The sequence below is a fragment of the Pseudomonas sp. AC242 genome, from assembly GCF_979258655.1.
In genome coordinates, this window is sequence record NZ_OZ409873.1 from 4,997,636 (window position 1) to 5,013,945 (window position 16,310).

At 54.9% G+C, this 16,310-nt stretch carries 12 protein-coding genes, 4 tRNA genes and 1 rRNA gene; all 17 read right to left on the reverse strand.

All coding sequences use genetic code 11. From position 1 onward, the window contains the following. Positions 1–174: 174 nt before the first annotated feature. Positions 175–4,374, reverse strand: a complete 4,200-nt coding sequence (rpoC, locus tag ACZZ0A_RS22465; protein WP_007916472.1) for a DNA-directed RNA polymerase subunit beta' — start codon at positions 4,372–4,374, stop codon at positions 175–177. 64 nt (positions 4,375–4,438) lie between these two features. Beyond that, on the reverse strand, positions 4,439–8,512 hold the full coding sequence (gene rpoB, locus ACZZ0A_RS22470) for a DNA-directed RNA polymerase subunit beta (RefSeq protein WP_007950180.1): 4,074 nt from the start codon (positions 8,510–8,512) through the stop codon (positions 4,439–4,441). Positions 8,513–8,732: 220 nt separating this feature from the next. Continuing rightward, a complete protein-coding gene (gene rplL / locus ACZZ0A_RS22475; protein WP_007916477.1) occupies positions 8,733–9,098 on the reverse strand; it encodes a 50S ribosomal protein L7/L12 in 366 nt (121 codons plus the stop codon). Between the two features lie 78 nt (positions 9,099–9,176). After that, a complete protein-coding gene (gene rplJ, locus ACZZ0A_RS22480) occupies positions 9,177–9,677 on the reverse strand; it encodes a 50S ribosomal protein L10 (RefSeq protein ID WP_007916479.1) in 501 nt (166 codons plus the stop codon). A gap of 198 nt (positions 9,678–9,875) precedes the next feature. Continuing rightward, on the reverse strand, positions 9,876–10,571 hold the full coding sequence (rplA, locus tag ACZZ0A_RS22485) for a 50S ribosomal protein L1 (protein WP_007916481.1): 696 nt from the start codon (positions 10,569–10,571) through the stop codon (positions 9,876–9,878). After that, positions 10,571–11,002 carry a 50S ribosomal protein L11 gene (rplK, locus tag ACZZ0A_RS22490; protein WP_003228756.1) on the reverse strand — a complete coding sequence of 144 codons (432 nt, stop codon included), beginning with the start codon at positions 11,000–11,002 and terminating at the stop codon, positions 10,571–10,573. Before rplK ends, rplA begins: the two co-directional genes overlap by 1 nt. Positions 11,003–11,119: 117 nt before the next feature. Beyond that, complete coding sequence (nusG, locus tag ACZZ0A_RS22495; RefSeq protein WP_007916492.1) at positions 11,120–11,653, reverse strand: transcription termination/antitermination protein NusG; 534 nt, start codon at positions 11,651–11,653, stop codon at positions 11,120–11,122. A 9-nt stretch (positions 11,654–11,662) separates the two neighbouring features. Then, entirely contained in the window at positions 11,663–12,031 is a 369-nt protein-coding gene (gene secE / locus ACZZ0A_RS22500; RefSeq protein WP_007916493.1) for a preprotein translocase subunit SecE, read from the reverse strand. A 45-nt stretch (positions 12,032–12,076) separates the two neighbouring features. Further along, positions 12,077–12,152 (reverse strand) — tRNA-Trp (locus tag ACZZ0A_RS22505). A gap of 53 nt (positions 12,153–12,205) precedes the next feature. Further along, the gene (gene tuf / locus ACZZ0A_RS22510) at positions 12,206–13,399 is read right to left on the reverse strand and encodes an elongation factor Tu (RefSeq protein ID WP_053124324.1); all 1,194 of its coding nucleotides are present in this window, start codon (positions 13,397–13,399) and stop codon (positions 12,206–12,208) included. Between the two features lie 85 nt (positions 13,400–13,484). Continuing rightward, a tRNA-Thr gene (locus ACZZ0A_RS22515) sits at positions 13,485–13,560 on the reverse strand. A 26-nt stretch (positions 13,561–13,586) separates the two neighbouring features. Then, a tRNA-Gly gene (locus tag ACZZ0A_RS22520) sits at positions 13,587–13,660 on the reverse strand. 25 nt (positions 13,661–13,685) lie between these two features. Next, a tRNA-Tyr gene (locus tag ACZZ0A_RS22525) sits at positions 13,686–13,770 on the reverse strand. A 143-nt stretch (positions 13,771–13,913) separates the two neighbouring features. Further along, a complete protein-coding gene (locus tag ACZZ0A_RS22530; protein WP_007918473.1) occupies positions 13,914–14,345 on the reverse strand; it encodes a hypothetical protein in 432 nt (143 codons plus the stop codon). A gap of 7 nt (positions 14,346–14,352) precedes the next feature. Further along, complete coding sequence (locus ACZZ0A_RS22535) at positions 14,353–15,105, reverse strand: pantothenate kinase (RefSeq protein WP_095114414.1); 753 nt, start codon at positions 15,103–15,105, stop codon at positions 14,353–14,355. Continuing rightward, positions 15,095–16,048: a bifunctional biotin--[acetyl-CoA-carboxylase] ligase/biotin operon repressor BirA gene (gene birA, locus ACZZ0A_RS22540; protein WP_095114413.1), complete on the reverse strand. Its 954-nt coding sequence runs from the start codon at positions 16,046–16,048 to the stop codon at positions 15,095–15,097. Before birA ends, ACZZ0A_RS22535 begins: the two co-directional genes overlap by 11 nt. Before the next feature lie 132 nt (positions 16,049–16,180). Beyond that, positions 16,181–16,296: ribosomal RNA gene (gene rrf / locus ACZZ0A_RS22545) — 5S ribosomal RNA — on the reverse strand. Between the last annotated feature and the right edge of the window lie 14 nt (positions 16,297–16,310).

Sequence of the window (16,310 nt, forward strand, 5' to 3'; positions counted from 1 at the left end):
GAAAAGCAAAATGGCAGGAACGAATTCCCGCCAAATTTAGGGGATCAAGAGTCTAAAGAGGATCTTGTCCCCAGTCAAGGCAAGGCCCCGACCTCCCCGCCCCTCGAACCTCGACAAATTGTCTCGATTCGATGAACGGAGCGACCAGGGCCTTACGCTCATTTATCGCAGAACTCAGTTACCGCTCGAGTTCAGCGCTTCGGTCAGTGCAGCTTCCACTTCACTGGCGCTTACGCGCAGCGGCTTGTCTGCTTCACGACGACGCTTGCGCTCGCTGTGATATGCCAGGCCGGTACCTGCCGGGATCAGACGACCCACGACAACGTTTTCTTTCAGGCCGCGCAGGTAGTCGCGCTTGCCGGTGACTGCCGCTTCGGTCAGTACACGAGTGGTTTCCTGGAAGGAAGCCGCCGAGATGAACGATTCGGTGGACAACGACGCCTTGGTGATACCCAGCAGAACGCGAGTGTATTTGGAGACGAACTTGTCTTCGCCGCCCAAACGCTCGTTTTCTACCAGTACGTGAGTCAGTTCCATCTGGTCGCCCTTGATGAAACTCGAATCGCCGGATTCAGCGATTTCAACTTTACGCAGCATCTGACGCAGGATGGTCTCGATGTGCTTGTCGTTGATCTTCACGCCTTGCAGACGGTAAACGTCCTGGATCTCGTTGACGATGTACTTGGCCAACGCGCTCACACCCAGCAGACGCAGGATGTCGTGCGGATCGCTTGGACCGTCGGAGATAACTTCGCCGCGGTTTACCTGTTCGCCTTCGAAGACGTTCAGGTGACGCCACTTCGGAATCAGCTCTTCGTACGGATCGGTACCGTCGTTCGGGGTAATAACCAGACGGCGCTTGCCTTTGGTTTCTTTACCGAACGCGATGGTGCCGCTGACTTCAGCGAGAATCGACGCTTCTTTCGGACGACGAGCTTCGAACAAGTCGGCAACACGCGGCAGACCACCGGTGATGTCACGAGTCTTCGAAGTTTCTTGCGGGATACGCGCGATAACATCACCGATCGCGATCTTCGCACCGTCAGCCACACCGACCAGGGCGTTGGCTGGCAGGAAGTACTGAGCGATAACGTCAGTGCCTGGCAGCAACAGATCCTTGCCGTTGTCGTCGACCATCTTCACTGCCGGACGGATTTCTTTGCCCGCAGCTGGACGATCTTTCGCGTCGAGGACTTCAATGTTGGTCATACCGGTCAATTCGTCAGTCTGACGCTTGATCGTGATGCCTTCTTCCATGCCCACGTAGGTCACGGTACCTTTCATTTCGGTAACGATTGGGTGAGTGTGCGGATCCCACTTGGCCACGATTGCGCCAGCGTCGACCTTGTCACCTTCTTTAACCGAAATCACAGCACCGTACGGCAGCTTGTAACGCTCACGCTCACGACCGAAGTCATCAGCGATGGCCAGCTCACCGGAACGGGACACAGCAACCAGGTGACCATCCACTCGCTCAACGTGCTTCAGGTTGTGCAGACGGACGGTACCGCCATTCTTCACCTGAACGCTGTCGGCTGCGGAAGTACGGCTTGCCGCACCACCGATGTGGAACGTACGCATCGTCAGCTGGGTACCCGGCTCACCGATGGACTGGGCAGCGATAACGCCGACCGCTTCACCGATGTTCACCTGGTGACCACGAGCCAAGTCACGGCCATAGCACTTGGCGCAAATGCCATAGCGGGTTTCGCAACTGATCGGCGAACGCACGATCACTTCGTCGATGCTGTTCAGCTCGATGAACTCGACCCACTTCTCGTCTACCAGAGTACCGGCTGGAACGATAACGTCCTCGGTGCCTGGCTTGAATACGTCACGGGCAATAACACGACCCAATACGCGCTCACCCAACGGCTCTACAACGTCACCGCCTTCAATGTGCGGAGTCATCAGCAGACCGTGTTCGGTGCCGCAATCGATCTCGGTTACAACCAGATCCTGCGCCACGTCTACCAGACGACGAGTCAGGTAACCGGAGTTCGCAGTTTTCAACGCGGTATCCGCCAGACCTTTACGAGCACCGTGAGTCGAGATGAAGTACTGAAGTACGCTCAAACCTTCACGGAAGTTCGCAGTAATCGGCGTTTCAATGATGGAACCGTCCGGCTTGGCCATCAGACCACGCATACCGGCCAGCTGACGAATCTGTGCTGCGGAACCCCGCGCACCCGAGTCGGCCATCATGTACATCGAGTTGAACGACTCTTGATCGACTTCAACGCCGTGACGGTCGATAACCTTCTCTTTCGAGAGGTTGGCCATCATCGCCTTGGAAACTTCGTCGTTCGCTTTCGACCAAAGGTCGATCACTTTGTTGTACTTCTCGCCCTGGGTTACCAGGCCGGAGGCGTACTGGCTCTCGATCTCTTTCACTTCGTCGGTGGCTGCACCGATGATGCGGGCTTTCTCGTCCGGGATAACGAAGTCGTTAACACCGATGGAAACGCCGGAGATGGTCGAGTAAGCGAAACCGGTGTACATCAACTGGTCAGCGAAGATCACGGTCTCTTTCAGACCAACCACGCGGTAGCACTGGTTGATCAGCTTGGAGATCGCCTTTTTCTTCATCGGCAGGTTGACGACGTCGTACGACAGGCCTTTTGGCACAACCTGGAACAGCAGCGCACGGCCGACAGTGGTGTCGACGATACGGGTACCGCTCACGCTGTTGCCGTCACGGTCGTTGACGGTTTCGTTGATACGAACTTTAACCTTGGCGTGCAGTGCGGCTTCGCCGGCACGGAACACACGGTCAACTTCCTGCAGATCCGCGAACACACGACCTTCGCCCTTGGCGTTGATCGCTTCACGAGTCATGTAGTACAGACCCAATACAACGTCCTGCGACGGAACGATGATTGGCTCACCGTTGGCTGGCGACAGAATGTTGTTGGTCGACATCATCAACGCACGCGCTTCCAACTGGGCTTCCAGAGTCAGCGGTACGTGCACGGCCATTTGGTCGCCGTCGAAGTCGGCGTTGTACGCGGCGCAGACCAGAGGGTGCAGCTGGATAGCCTTACCTTCGATCAGTACCGGTTCAAACGCCTGGATACCCAGACGGTGAAGGGTCGGTGCACGGTTGAGAAGAACCGGGTGTTCGCGAATCACTTCAGCGAGAACGTCCCAAACCTCTGGCAGTTCGCGCTCGACCATTTTCTTGGCCGCTTTGATGGTGGTCGCGAGACCACGCATTTCGAGCTTGCCGAAAATGAACGGCTTGAACAGCTCGAGAGCCATCTTCTTCGGCAGACCGCACTGGTGCAGACGCAGGGTCGGGCCTACGGTAATTACCGAACGACCGGAGTAGTCAACACGCTTACCGAGCAAGTTCTGACGGAAACGACCTTGCTTACCCTTGATCATGTCAGCCAGGGATTTCAGAGGACGCTTGTTCGAACCGGTGATAGCGCGGCCACGACGACCGTTGTCGAGCAGAGCATCGACAGCTTCCTGCAACATACGCTTTTCGTTGCGCACGATGATGTCCGGAGCGGACAGATCCAGCAGGCGCTTCAAACGGTTGTTACGGTTGATCACTCGACGATACAGATCGTTGAGGTCGGAAGTCGCGAAACGACCGCCGTCCAGCGGGACCAGTGGACGCAGATCTGGCGGCAGAACCGGCAGAACGGTCAGCACCATCCACTCTGGCAAGTTGCCGGAACCCTGGAAGGCTTCCATCAACTTCAGACGCTTGGACAGCTTCTTGATCTTGGTTTCAGAGTTGGTTTGCGGAATTTCTTCGCGCAGACGGCCAATCTCGTGTTCCAGGTCGATAGCGTGCAGCAGTTCACGAACAGCTTCAGCACCCATACGGGCGTCGAAGTCGTCACCGAACTCTTCCAGCGCTTCGAAGTACTGCTCGTCATTCAGCAGCTGACCTTTTTCAAGGGTGGTCATGCCTGGATCGATAACGACATAGCTCTCGAAGTAGAGAACGCGTTCGATATCACGCAGGGTCATGTCCATCAGCAAGCCGATACGGGACGGCAGCGATTTCAGGAACCAGATGTGGGCAACCGGCGAAGCCAGTTCGATGTGCGCCATGCGCTCACGACGAACCTTGGCCAGCGCAACTTCAACGCCGCACTTCTCGCAGATCACACCACGGTGCTTCAAGCGCTTGTACTTACCGCACAGGCACTCGTAATCCTTTACCGGGCCAAAGATCTTGGCGCAGAACAGGCCATCACGTTCAGGTTTGAACGTACGGTAGTTGATGGTTTCCGGCTTTTTAACTTCACCGAACGACCATGAGCGGATCATCTCAGGCGAGGCCAATCCGATACGGATGGCGTCGAACTCTTCGACTTGACCCTGGTTTTTCAGCAAATTCAGTAGGTCTTTCAAGGCCTTTCCTCCTGGCGGAGCAGAGAGCGGGCAATCCTGCCCCGCTCTCGATTCGCGTCACGTGTTATTCGGTTTCCAGATCGATATCGATGCCGAGGGAACGAATTTCCTTGATCAACACGTTGAAGGACTCGGGCATGCCCGGCTCCATACGGTGATCGCCATCCACGATGTTTTTGTACATCTTGGTACGGCCGTTCACATCGTCCGACTTCACTGTGAGCATTTCTTGCAGAGTGTAAGCAGCACCGTATGCTTCCAGTGCCCAGACCTCCATCTCCCCGAAACGCTGACCACCGAACTGTGCCTTACCACCCAGCGGCTGCTGGGTAACCAGGCTGTACGAACCGGTAGAACGCGCGTGCATCTTGTCGTCTACCAAGTGGTTCAGCTTCAGCATGTACATGTAGCCAACGGTAACTGGACGCTCGAACTTGTTGCCGGTACGGCCGTCAGTCAGCTGCATCTGGCCGCTTTCCGGCAGGTCTGCCAGTTTCAGCATGGCCTTGATTTCGCTTTCCTTGGCGCCGTCGAACACTGGAGTGGCCATTGGAACACCGCCACGCAGGTTCTTCGCCAGATCCAGGATTTCCTGATCGGAGAAGCTGTCCAGATCTTCGTTACGACCGCCGATCTGGTTGTAGATCTCGTCCAGGAAGGTACGCAGTTCAGCGACTTTACGCTGCTCTTCGATCATCCGGTTGATCTTCTCGCCCAGACCCTTGGCTGCGAGGCCCAGGTGGGTTTCAAGGATCTGACCAACGTTCATACGCGAAGGTACGCCCAGTGGGTTGAGGACGACGTCGACCGGGGTGCCATTGGCATCGTGCGGCATGTCTTCAACCGGCATGATCACGGAGACCACACCTTTGTTACCGTGACGACCGGCCATCTTGTCGCCCGGCTGGATGCGACGACGGATTGCCAGGTAAACCTTGACGATTTTCAGCACGCCTGGAGCCAGGTCATCGCCCTGCTGCAGTTTGCGCTTCTTGTCTTCGAACTTGTCGTCCAGCAGACGGCGGCGATCAACGATGTAGGCCTGAGCCTTCTCGAGCTGCTCGTTCAGAGCATCTTCAGCCATGCGCAGTTTGAACCACTGACCATGCTCAAGACCGTCGAGCACTTCGTCGGTGATGTCCTGACCTTTCTTCAGACCTGCGCCGCCTTCAGCCTTGTGGCCTACCAGAGCGGAACGCAGACGTTCGAAGGTCGCGCCCTCAACGATACGGAACTCTTCGTTCAGATCCTTGCGGATCTCGTCGAGTTGAGTCTTCTCGATCGACAGTGCACGAGCATCACGCTCAACGCCGTCGCGGGTGAAGACCTGTACGTCGATAACAGTACCTTTGGTACCGGTAGGTACGCGCAGGGAAGTGTCTTTAACGTCGCTGGCTTTTTCACCGAAGATTGCACGCAGCAGTTTTTCTTCCGGAGTCAGTTGGGTCTCGCCTTTCGGAGTGACCTTACCGACCAGGATGTCGCCTGCGCCAACTTCAGCACCTACGTAAACGATACCGGCTTCGTCCAGTTTGTTCAGTGCAGCTTCACCCACGTTAGGGATGTCCGCAGTGATCTCTTCAGGCCCAAGCTTGGTGTCACGGGCCACACAGGTCAGTTCCTGAATGTGGATCGTGGTGAAGCGGTCTTCTTGAACAACACGCTCGGACAGGCAGATGGAGTCTTCGAAGTTGAAGCCGTTCCATGCCATGAACGCGATGCGCATGTTCTGACCCAGTGCCAGTTCACCCATGTCGGTGGACGGGCCGTCGGCCATGATGTCGCTACGCTGAACACGATCACCCTTGCTCACCAGCGGACGCTGGTTGATGCAGGTGTTCTGGTTCGAGCGGGTGTATTTGGTCAGGTTGTAGATGTCGACACCAGCTTCGCCGGTTTCAACTTCGTCATCAGCAACACGAACCACGATACGGCTGGCGTCGACGGAATCGATCACGCCGCCACGACGAGCCACGACGCAAACGCCGGAGTCACGGGCTACGTTACGCTCCATGCCAGTACCTACCAGCGGCTTGTCAGCGCGCAGGGTTGGTACAGCTTGACGCTGCATGTTCGAACCCATCAACGCACGGTTGGCGTCGTCGTGCTCGAGGAACGGAATCAGCGACGCTGCAACCGAAACTACCTGTTTCGGCGAAACGTCCATCAAGGTGACTTCTTCAGGCGCCTTAACGGTGAATTCGTTCAGGTGACGTACGGCTACCAGTTCGTCGATCAGGACTTTCTGGTCGTTCATGGTCGCCGAAGCCTGCGCGATCACGTGATCGGCTTCTTCAATAGCGGACAGGAACACGATCTCGTCGGTGACCACACCCTCTTTCACCACGCGGTACGGGCTTTCCAGGAAGCCGTACTGGTTGGTGCGAGCGTACGCAGCCAGGGAGTTGATCAGACCGATGTTCGGACCTTCCGGCGTTTCAATCGGGCAAACACGACCGTAGTGAGTCGGGTGTACGTCACGAACTTCAAAGCCTGCGCGCTCACGAGTCAGACCGCCAGGGCCGAGTGCAGAGACACGACGCTTGTGGGTGATCTCGGACAGCGGGTTGTTCTGGTCCATGAACTGCGAGAGCTGGCTGGAACCGAAGAACTCTTTCACCGCCGCAGCCACTGGCTTGGCATTGATCAGGTCTTGCGGCATCAGGCCTTCGCTTTCAGCCATCGACAGACGCTCTTTGACCGCACGCTCAACACGTACCAGGCCAACGCGGAACTGGTTCTCGGCCATTTCGCCTACGCAGCGAACACGACGGTTACCCAGGTGGTCGATGTCATCGACGATGCCTTTACCGTTACGGATGTCGACCAGAGTCTTCAGTACCGCGACGATGTCTTCCTTGCACAGCACGCCCGAACCTTCGATCTCGGTACGACCGATACGACGGTTGAACTTCATCCGGCCGACCGCAGACAGGTCATAGCGCTCAGGGCTGAAGAACAGGTTGTTGAACAGGGTTTCGGCAGCGTCTTTGGTTGGCGGCTCGCCTGGACGCATCATGCGATAGATCTCGACCAGCGCTTCCAATTGGTTGCTGGTGGAGTCAATCTTCAGCGTGTCAGAAACGAACGGACCGCAGTCGATATCGTTGGTGTACAGAGTTTCGATGCGAACAACGCCGGATTTGGCAATTTTTGCCAGGACTTCGGTGTTCAGTTCGGTGTTGCACTCTGCCAGGATTTCGCCGGTAGCCGGGTGCACGATGACCTTGGCGGTAGTACGACCGAGGACGTAGTCCAGGGGTACTTCCAGAGTCTTGATGCCGGCTTTTTCGATCTGGTTGATGTGGCGCGCGGTAATACGGCGGCCCGCCTCAACAATCACCTTGCCCTTCTCGTCCTGAATGTCCAGAACCGCAATTTCACCACGCAGACGCGAAGCAATCAGTTCCAGGCTGAGGGTTTCGCCGCTCAGGTGGAAAACGTTGGTGGTGTAGAAAGCGTCCAGCACTTCTTCAGTGGTATAGCCGAGCGCGCGCAGCAGTACCGATGCCGGCAGCTTGCGGCGACGGTCGATACGCACGAACACGCAGTCTTTCGGGTCGAACTCGAAGTCCAGCCACGAACCGCGGTAAGGAATGATGCGCGCGGAGTACAGCAGTTTGCCGGAGCTATGCGTCTTGCCGCGGTCGTGGTCGAAGAACACGCCCGGGGAACGGTGCAGCTGGGAAACGATTACACGCTCGGTACCATTGATTACAAAGGTACCGTTCTCAGTCATCAGGGGGATTTCACCCATGTAGACTTCTTGCTCTTTGATGTCCTTGATCGCTTTGTTCGACGATTCTTTGTCGAAAATGATCAGGCGCACTTTTACCCGCAAAGGTACGGCGAAAGTTACACCGCGCAATACGCATTCTTTGACATCAAATGCCGGTTCGCCCAAGCGATAACCGACGTACTCCAGCGCAGCATTGCCGGAGTAGCTGATGATCGGGAAAACGGATTTGAAGGCCGCATGCAGGCCCACGTCGCGGAACTGATCTTTAGTCGCTCCCGCTTGCAAGAATTCACGATACGAATCCAGCTGGATGGCCAGGAGGTAAGGCACATCCATGACGTCCGGCAACTTGCTAAAGTCCTTGCGGATACGTTTTTTCTCAGTATATGAGTAAGCCATCAGCGTTCCCCAGCTTGGTCACCTGCTTGTTTGGCCCCTCCCGACGGGAGCAGCCAGAAAATCGTGCAAACCCCATGGTTTGCGCCACCGCATCGGGTGGTTACAGCGCCTTTATCAGCACCGACCCAGTCGGCTGCCAATAACGGAAAAGGCCGGTGGCAAGAGCCACCAGCCATCAGCCTGTCGCTTGACGCTCGGGCTGGAGGAGCAAAGTCGATACTTATTTCAGCTCGACTTTAGCGCCTGCTTCTTCCAGCTTCTTCTTAGCGTCTTCAGCCGCTTCTTTCGAAACGCCTTCAGCTACAACCTGAGGAGCGCCGTCTACTTTCTCTTTGGCTTCTTTCAGGCCCAGACCAGTCAGTTCACGAACTGCCTTGATCACGTTAACCTTCTTCTCGCCAGCTTCCAGCAGAACAACGTTGAACTCGGTTTGCTCTTCAACAACAGCGGCAGCAGCAGCTGGACCAGCAGAAGCAGCGGCAGCGGATACGCCGAACTTCTCTTCCATTGCCTTGATCAGCTCAACGATTTCCAGAACCGATTTTTCGCCGATTGCGTCGATGATTTGTTCGTTAGTCAGAGACATGACTTATTTCCTGAATTGGGGGATAGCCTGGAGGCCATCGAAATAAACAAAAATACGCGAGAGAGGAAACGCTCAGCCTCAGGCTGCAGCAGCTTCTTTCTGGTCGCGAAGTGCCGCCAGAGTACGAGCCAATTTGCTGGTAGCGCCTTGAATCACGCTCATCAGCTGGGAAATTGCTTCGTCACGGGTCGGCAGGCTTGCCAGAACGTCGATCTGATTAGCTGCGAGGAACTTGCCCTCGAACGCAGCTGCCTTGATCTCGAACTTGTCCTGACCTTTAGCGAACTCTTTGAACAGACGAGCAGCAGCGCCCGGGTGTTCGTTGGAGAATGCGATCAAGGTCGGGCCGGTGAACACGTCGTTGAGAACACTGTATTCAGTGTCAGCAACAGCGCGCTTGAGCAGGGTGTTACGTACAACACGTACGTAAACGCCAGCTTCACGAGCCTCTTTACGGAGTCCGGTCATTGCGCCTACTGTTACGCCACGGGCATCAACCACGACAGCGGACAGAGCGACTTTGGCAGCCTCGTTGACTTCAGCGACGATGGCCTTCTTGTCTTCGAGATTAATTGCCACGGGTTTAACTCCTGCTTGTTACCGTTTCATTCGATCGAAACCGAATGTCGTTTTGGTGTCTGATTCGGTAAGGAACCGGGAGCACCATCTGCGTAGGCTGGTGGTTTAAGACTTGCGTCGCCTACGGTCTTGGATAGCCCCCGCCAGGCAGGGACCCCAATATTTCAACTGGCGCGAATAGTCGCGCCAATTTTTGTCTTAAGCGTCCAGCGAGCTCTGGTCGATAACCAGACCTGGGCCCATAGTGGTGCTCAGGGTAACGCGCTTGACGTAGATACCTTTCGAGGAAGCTGGCTTGATACGCTTCAGATCAGCGATCAGGGCTTCAACGTTTTCCTTCAGCTTGACGGCATCGAAGCCCATCTTGCCAACGGAAGTGTGAATGATGCCGTTTTTGTCGGTGCGATAACGAACCTGACCAGCTTTAGCATTCTTGACCGCAGTCGCTACATCTGGAGTTACGGTACCAACCTTAGGGTTAGGCATCAGACCGCGCGGACCAAGGATCTGGCCCAGTTGACCTACAACGCGCATGGCATCCGGGGATGCGATCACTACGTCATAGTTCAGGTCGCCGCCTTTCATTTCGGCAGCCAGGTCGTCCATACCTACACGGTCAGCGCCGGCAGCCAGAGCGGCCTCGGCAGCTGGACCCTGGGTGAACACAGCAACGCGAACAGTCTTGCCAGTGCCGTGTGGCAGCACAGTAGCGCTACGAACAACCTGGTCGGATTTACGCGGGTCTACACCCAGGTTCACAGCAACGTCAAACGACTCGCTGAACTTGACAGTCGACAGCTCGGCCAACAGGGCAGCGGCGTCTACAATGTTGTAGGCCTTGCCTGCTTCGATTTTGCCGGCGATAGCCTTTTGACGCTTGGTCAGCTTAGCCATTACACACCCTCCACGTTAAGGCCCATGCTACGAGCAGAACCGGCGATAGTACGCACGGCTGCATCCATATCAGCTGCAGTCAGATCCGCGTTTTTGGTTTTCGCGATTTCTTCCAGCTGAGCACGGGTAACAGTGCCAACCTTAACGGTGTTCGGACGAGCGGAACCGCTGGTCAGACCGGCCGCTTTCTTCAGCAGAACCGAAGCAGGGGTGGATTTTGTTTCAAAAGTGAAGCTACGGTCGCTGTAGACAGTGATGATCACTGGAGTCGGCAGACCTGCTTCAAGACCCTGAGTACGGGCATTGAAAGCCTTGCAGAATTCCATGATGTTCACGCCGTGTTGACCCAGAGCAGGACCAACAGGTGGGCTTGGGTTAGCCTGAGCGGCCTTCACTTGCAGCTTGATGTAAGCGGTAATTTTTTTGGCCATGAGGCACTCCAATTACGGGTTCGATCGCCTCGAAAGGCTCCCCGGTTACTTGCGCGTTTATCCCAGTGACGACAAAACCCCACAGCCTAGGGCTGCGGGGTTGGGATGCTTGTTCAGCTAGACCTTTTCGACCTGACTGAACTCCAACTCTACCGGGGTAGAGCGACCGAAAATAAGCACAGCCACTTGGATCCGGCTCTTTTCGTAGTTAACTTCTTCAACAACGCCATTGAAATCAGCAAATGGACCGTCATTGACTCGCACCGTTTCACCTGGCTCAAAGAGAGTCTTCGGCTTCGGCTTGTCGCTACCATCAGCAACACGACGCAGAATTGCCTCTGCCTCTTTATCGGTGATTGGTGCAGGCTTATCAGCGGTACCGCCAATGAAACCCATCACCCGAGGAGTATCCTTGACCAAGTGCCAAGTACCCTCGTTCATATCCATCTGAACCAGCACGTAGCCTGGAAAGAACTTACGCTCGCTTTTGCGCTTCTGGCCGTTACGCATTTCAACCACTTCTTCAGTGGGAACCAGAATCTCGCCGAAGCCATCTTCCATGCCAGCCAGCTTTACGCGCTCGACCAGCGAGCGCATCACATGCTTCTCGTAACCCGAGTAAGCATGCACAACATACCAACGCTTAGCCACGGGACACCCTTAGCCGACAATCAAGGAAACAAGCCAGCCGAGCAGGGAGTCAAGACCCCACAACAGCAACGCCATAACCAGAACAACAGCCACCACAATAAGGGTGGTCTGCGTGGTTTCTTGGCGAGTTGGCCAAACGACTTTACGAATCTCGGTGCGAGCTTCCTTAACCAGTACAAAGAAAGACTTGCCCTTCGCAGTCTGCAGGCCTACAAAGGCAGCTACAGCAGCAATGACAAGCAAGGCGAGTACACGGTACAGGATCGGCGAAGCAGAGTAATACTGATTGCCAACAACGCCAACAACCACCAAAGCGACAACTACAAGCCACTTGAGCAGATCGAAGCGAGAGCCTTGAGCTTCAGCTTTAGGAGTCATCTTTGAAGATCCTGTGAAAAGAAAGCCAGACACACCAAGTGAATCTGGCAGGTCAGGAGGGAATCGAACCCCCAACCTACGGTTTTGGAGACCGTCGCTCTGCCAATTGAGCTACTGACCTAAAACAAAATCAGGCCGACCATTATGCCGGCCCGAAAAATACATTACAACTACTTACTCGATGATTTTAGCTACGACACCGGCGCCGACGGTACGACCGCCTTCACGGATAGCGAAGCGCAGACCATCTTCCATTGCGATGGTTTTGATCAGGGTAACAGTCATCTGAATGTTATCACCTGGCATTACCATTTCAACGCCTTCTGGCAACTCGCAATTACCAGTCACGTCAGTAGTACGGAAGTAGAACTGTGGACGGTAGCCTTTGAAGAACGGAGTATGACGACCGCCTTCTTCCTTGCTCAGAACATAAACCTCTGCAGTGAACTTGGTGTGCGGCTTAACCGAACCCGGCTTAACCAGAACCTGACCACGCTCAACGTCGTCACGCTTGGTGCCACGCAGCAGAACGCCGCAGTTCTCGCCAGCACGACCTTCGTCGAGCAGCTTGCGGAACATTTCAACACCGGTGCAAGTAGTAACGGTGGTGTCACGCAGACCAACGATTTCCAGCGGATCTTGAACGCGAACGATACCGCGCTCGATACGACCGGTCACAACAGTACCGCGACCCGAGATCGAGAATACGTCTTCGATTGGCATCAGGAACGGCTTGTCGGTTACACGCACTGGTTCTGGGATGTAGCTATCCAGAGTTTCAACCAGTTTCTTGACGGCAGTGGTGCCCATCTCGTTGTCGTCTTTGCCTTCCAGAGCCATACGAGCCGAACCGATGATGATCGGAGTATCGTCACCTGGGAAGTCATAGGTGGACAGCAGGTCGCGAACTTCCATCTCAACCAGTTCCAGCAGCTCAGCGTCGTCTACCAGGTCAGCCTTGTTCAGGAAAACCACGATGTACGGAACGCCAACCTGACGGGACAGCAGGATGTGCTCACGGGTTTGTGGCATCGGACCATCAGCGGCCGAGCAAACCAGAATAGCGCCGTCCATTTGAGCAGCACCGGTGATCATGTTCTTCACATAGTCAGCGTGACCCGGGCAGTCAACGTGAGCGTAGTGACGGATCTTCGAGTTGTACTCAACGTGTGCGGTGTTGATGGTGATACCGCGAGCCTTTTCTTCTGGCGCACTGTCGATCTTGTCGAAGTCAACGATTGCGGAACCGAAAACTTCGGAGCAAACGCGAGTCAGAGCAGCAGTCAGAGTGGTTTTACCGTGGTCAACGTGACCAATGGTCCCAACGTTGACGTGGGGCAGGGAACGATCAAATTTTTCCTTAGCCATCGATATCACCCTCAACAGAAGAAATTAGACAAACAATATCAACCATTAAAACAAAGGCAGATATTTTCATATCTGCCTTGTTATATGGAGCTCTTGAGCGGATTTGAACCGCTGACCTCACCCTTACCAAGGGTGTGCTCTACCAACTGAGCTACAAGAGCAAAACACTTTGCACAACCTGCAAACTTGGAGCGGGTAGCGGGAATCGAACCCGCATCATCAGCTTGGAAGGCTGAGGTTCTACCACTAAACTATACCCGCGGAGCCTGCAGCTCACGCTTAAATCTGGTGGAGGGAGAAGGATTCGAACCTTCGAAGTCGTAGACGTCAGATTTACAGTCTGATCCCTTTGGCCGCTCGGGAACCCCTCCTAATCAGGCCGGCATTCTATACTATGCCAACCCCTTGTCAAGCATTTTCTCATTTAAAAACCTGAGGTTAGCTGCGTTGACATCGCCTCACACTGAAAACCTGTTTGGGTCTTCGCTGTGGAGCGGGCGCCATTCTATGCAAACTACTCAGCAGGTGCAACCCCCTCACACAGCATTATTTTATGTTTTAACTCATTGAATTCGTTGGAAAGGTTCTGCAGCTGAGCATCACCCAACAAACGCTGGCCCTGAGGCGCGACAGACAACCAATAACCAGCCCCGGAAGCATCCTTCGATGAAGATTGCGCGTCGACCCCCATTTCGGCCAAACGCTGCTGGAGGGCTGAAAGCGAGTCCTGCCGGGAAAAACCACCGAGGAACAGACATTCCTGCCGTCGCCCTCCCCGCCCCTCCCGAACATCACCTGTCGTTTCACTAAGCAAGCGAATGTCTTGCTGGGGACCTCGATACAAACTGAGAGGCGTTACGTCCTTCGCCCGCAAAGGTGCTTCCTGCTGGTGCCAGACATAATAGAAGCCATTAAGAACGATAAGCAGGAGGAACAACCAACGCATACAAACCTCAGGAAAAAGGACATGCCATAGCCAGCCCCACAAATACCAGGTCAGGAACAACCTTGGCCCTGGGCGCGACATCTGCAACCAATACAGCATCACCACCAGTTATAAAGACTGCAAAATCTTCCCCCCAGTAGGCGCTCGCCATTTCCAGCTGCGTCAGCACAAAACCTCGCAACATTAACGAACACCCACGTTCCACCGCCTCAACGGTGGTGCGCCCAGGTGCATTGCTGGACAGCGCGCGCTCAGCCGCCAGATCTCCATAGCGAATCTTACGGGTATGTGTACGTAACTGATTGCGCATCAATGGCATACCAGGACAAATGAAACCTCCCAGATGCTCACCATCAGCAGCAATAAAGTCAGCCGTTACCGCCGTACCGAAATCGAGTACCAGGCAAGCGCTGCCCGATGCAAGATGAAACCCGCCCAGCATGGCCAACCACCTATCAAGCCCTAGACGCTCATAGTCTTCATAACCATTTTTGACACCAGACATTTCACGGGCGGACTTCGCACACACCACCGAAATACCGAACTCCCGCTTGATCGCATCGATTAATACATCAGTTTCTTCCGCAGTCCTGACACTGACCACGCGGCACTTGCGCAGCACAAGCCCGTCCAGGGACCTCAAACTTTCAAGTAACGCCAGATCAGAGTCGACAACCCCTTCAGAAAAGAGAACCCCGGGCGCAGCTTTCAGCACTCGCCACTTAATAAAGCTGTTCCCGCAGTCGAGCTCAAGAATCATCACGCAACCTCAGGCTGAGCTCACCACCACTAAAGACTTTTTCCACGCCATCCACCTTCAGGCGCAGCGCACCCTGACTATCTATTCCGAGCACAACGCCGTCTATCTGACTGGAGCCCGCAATCAACGATACAGACCGACCCTGCCACAAGTGATTGGCCTCCCATTCTGACTGGAGAACCGAGAAACCATCCGCCTGATGGCGCTTGATGTGAGCACTTAACTGCTTACTCAGCTCAACCACCAAGGCATTACGATCACTGCTTTTGCCTGACTCAAGACGGATAGAGGTCCATTCCTGATCGACCTCATCCGATAGCTGCATATTCACGTTAATGCCAATGCCCAGCACAACATGGCAAACGTCGGCGGGGTCTCCGACGAGTTCAAGGAGAATGCCAGCGATTTTCTTGTTACCTACCAAGACATCGTTGGGCCACTTCAATCCGGTACTTTGCACTCCAAAATTTCGCAGAGCCTGCAAAACAGCCAACCCCACGACAAGACTCAACCCCTCGAGTTGCCGCATTCCGCCATCAATACGCAGGACAAGACTGTAATAGAGATTCTCAGCAAACGGACTCACCCACTTGCGACCTCTTCGCCCACGTCCAGAGACTTGTCGCTCCGCGAGTACCAAAAAGGGGGCCAAACTACCTTGGCCGATCGCACGCAAGGCCTCAGCATTTGTCGAGTCGACTGAATCCAGAACGGTCACCGGCCAACCTGGCGCCATTGCCGATATCGCCCGAGAGTCGAGAAGCGTTAATGGCGCAGCCAATTGATAACCCCGCCCGCGAACTTTATGAATGGACAAGCCAAGCTCAGCCTCTAGATGCTGAAGCTGTTTCCATACAGCACTTCGACTTATTCCCAGGGCAGCCCCCAGATCCTGACCAGAATGGAATCGACCATCCTTCAGAAGGTTCAACAACGTCAGCATGCAGGTCTCGCCTCACAATGAGGCCCGAATAATAGCCATGCTCCGGGCCGTTGCATAGAAATCAAGCAGACGCTTTTCCTGCAGGCAAAACAAAACCCCAACTGCTTTCGCAATTGGGGTTTCGGAATTTAATCTTGACGATGACCTACTCTCACATGGGGAAACCCCACACTACCATCGGCGATGCATCGTTTCACTGCTGAGTTCGGGATGGGATCAGGTGGTTCCAACGCTCTATGGTCGTCAAGAAATTCGGGTACTG

Excerpts from the sequence above, each read along its gene's own strand:
- rpoB (WP_007950180.1), bottom strand. The coding sequence starts at position 8,512 with ATGGCTTACTCATATACTGAGAAAAAACGTATCCGCAAGGACTTTAGC.
- rplL (WP_007916477.1), bottom strand. The coding sequence starts at position 9,098 with ATGTCTCTGACTAACGAACAAATCATCGACGCAATCGGCGAAAAATCG.
- rplA (WP_007916481.1), bottom strand. The coding sequence starts at position 10,571 with ATGGCTAAGCTGACCAAGCGTCAAAAGGCTATCGCCGGCAAAATCGAA.
- rplK (WP_003228756.1), bottom strand. The coding sequence starts at position 11,002 with ATGGCCAAAAAAATTACCGCTTACATCAAGCTGCAAGTGAAGGCCGCT.
- secE (WP_007916493.1), bottom strand. The coding sequence starts at position 12,031 with ATGACTCCTAAAGCTGAAGCTCAAGGCTCTCGCTTCGATCTGCTCAAG.
- tuf (WP_053124324.1), bottom strand. The coding sequence starts at position 13,399 with ATGGCTAAGGAAAAATTTGATCGTTCCCTGCCCCACGTCAACGTTGGG.
- ACZZ0A_RS22530 (WP_007918473.1), bottom strand. The coding sequence starts at position 14,345 with ATGCGTTGGTTGTTCCTCCTGCTTATCGTTCTTAATGGCTTCTATTAT.
- ACZZ0A_RS22535 (WP_095114414.1), bottom strand. The coding sequence starts at position 15,105 with ATGATTCTTGAGCTCGACTGCGGGAACAGCTTTATTAAGTGGCGAGTG.
- birA (WP_095114413.1), bottom strand. The coding sequence starts at position 16,048 with ATGCTGACGTTGTTGAACCTTCTGAAGGATGGTCGATTCCATTCTGGT.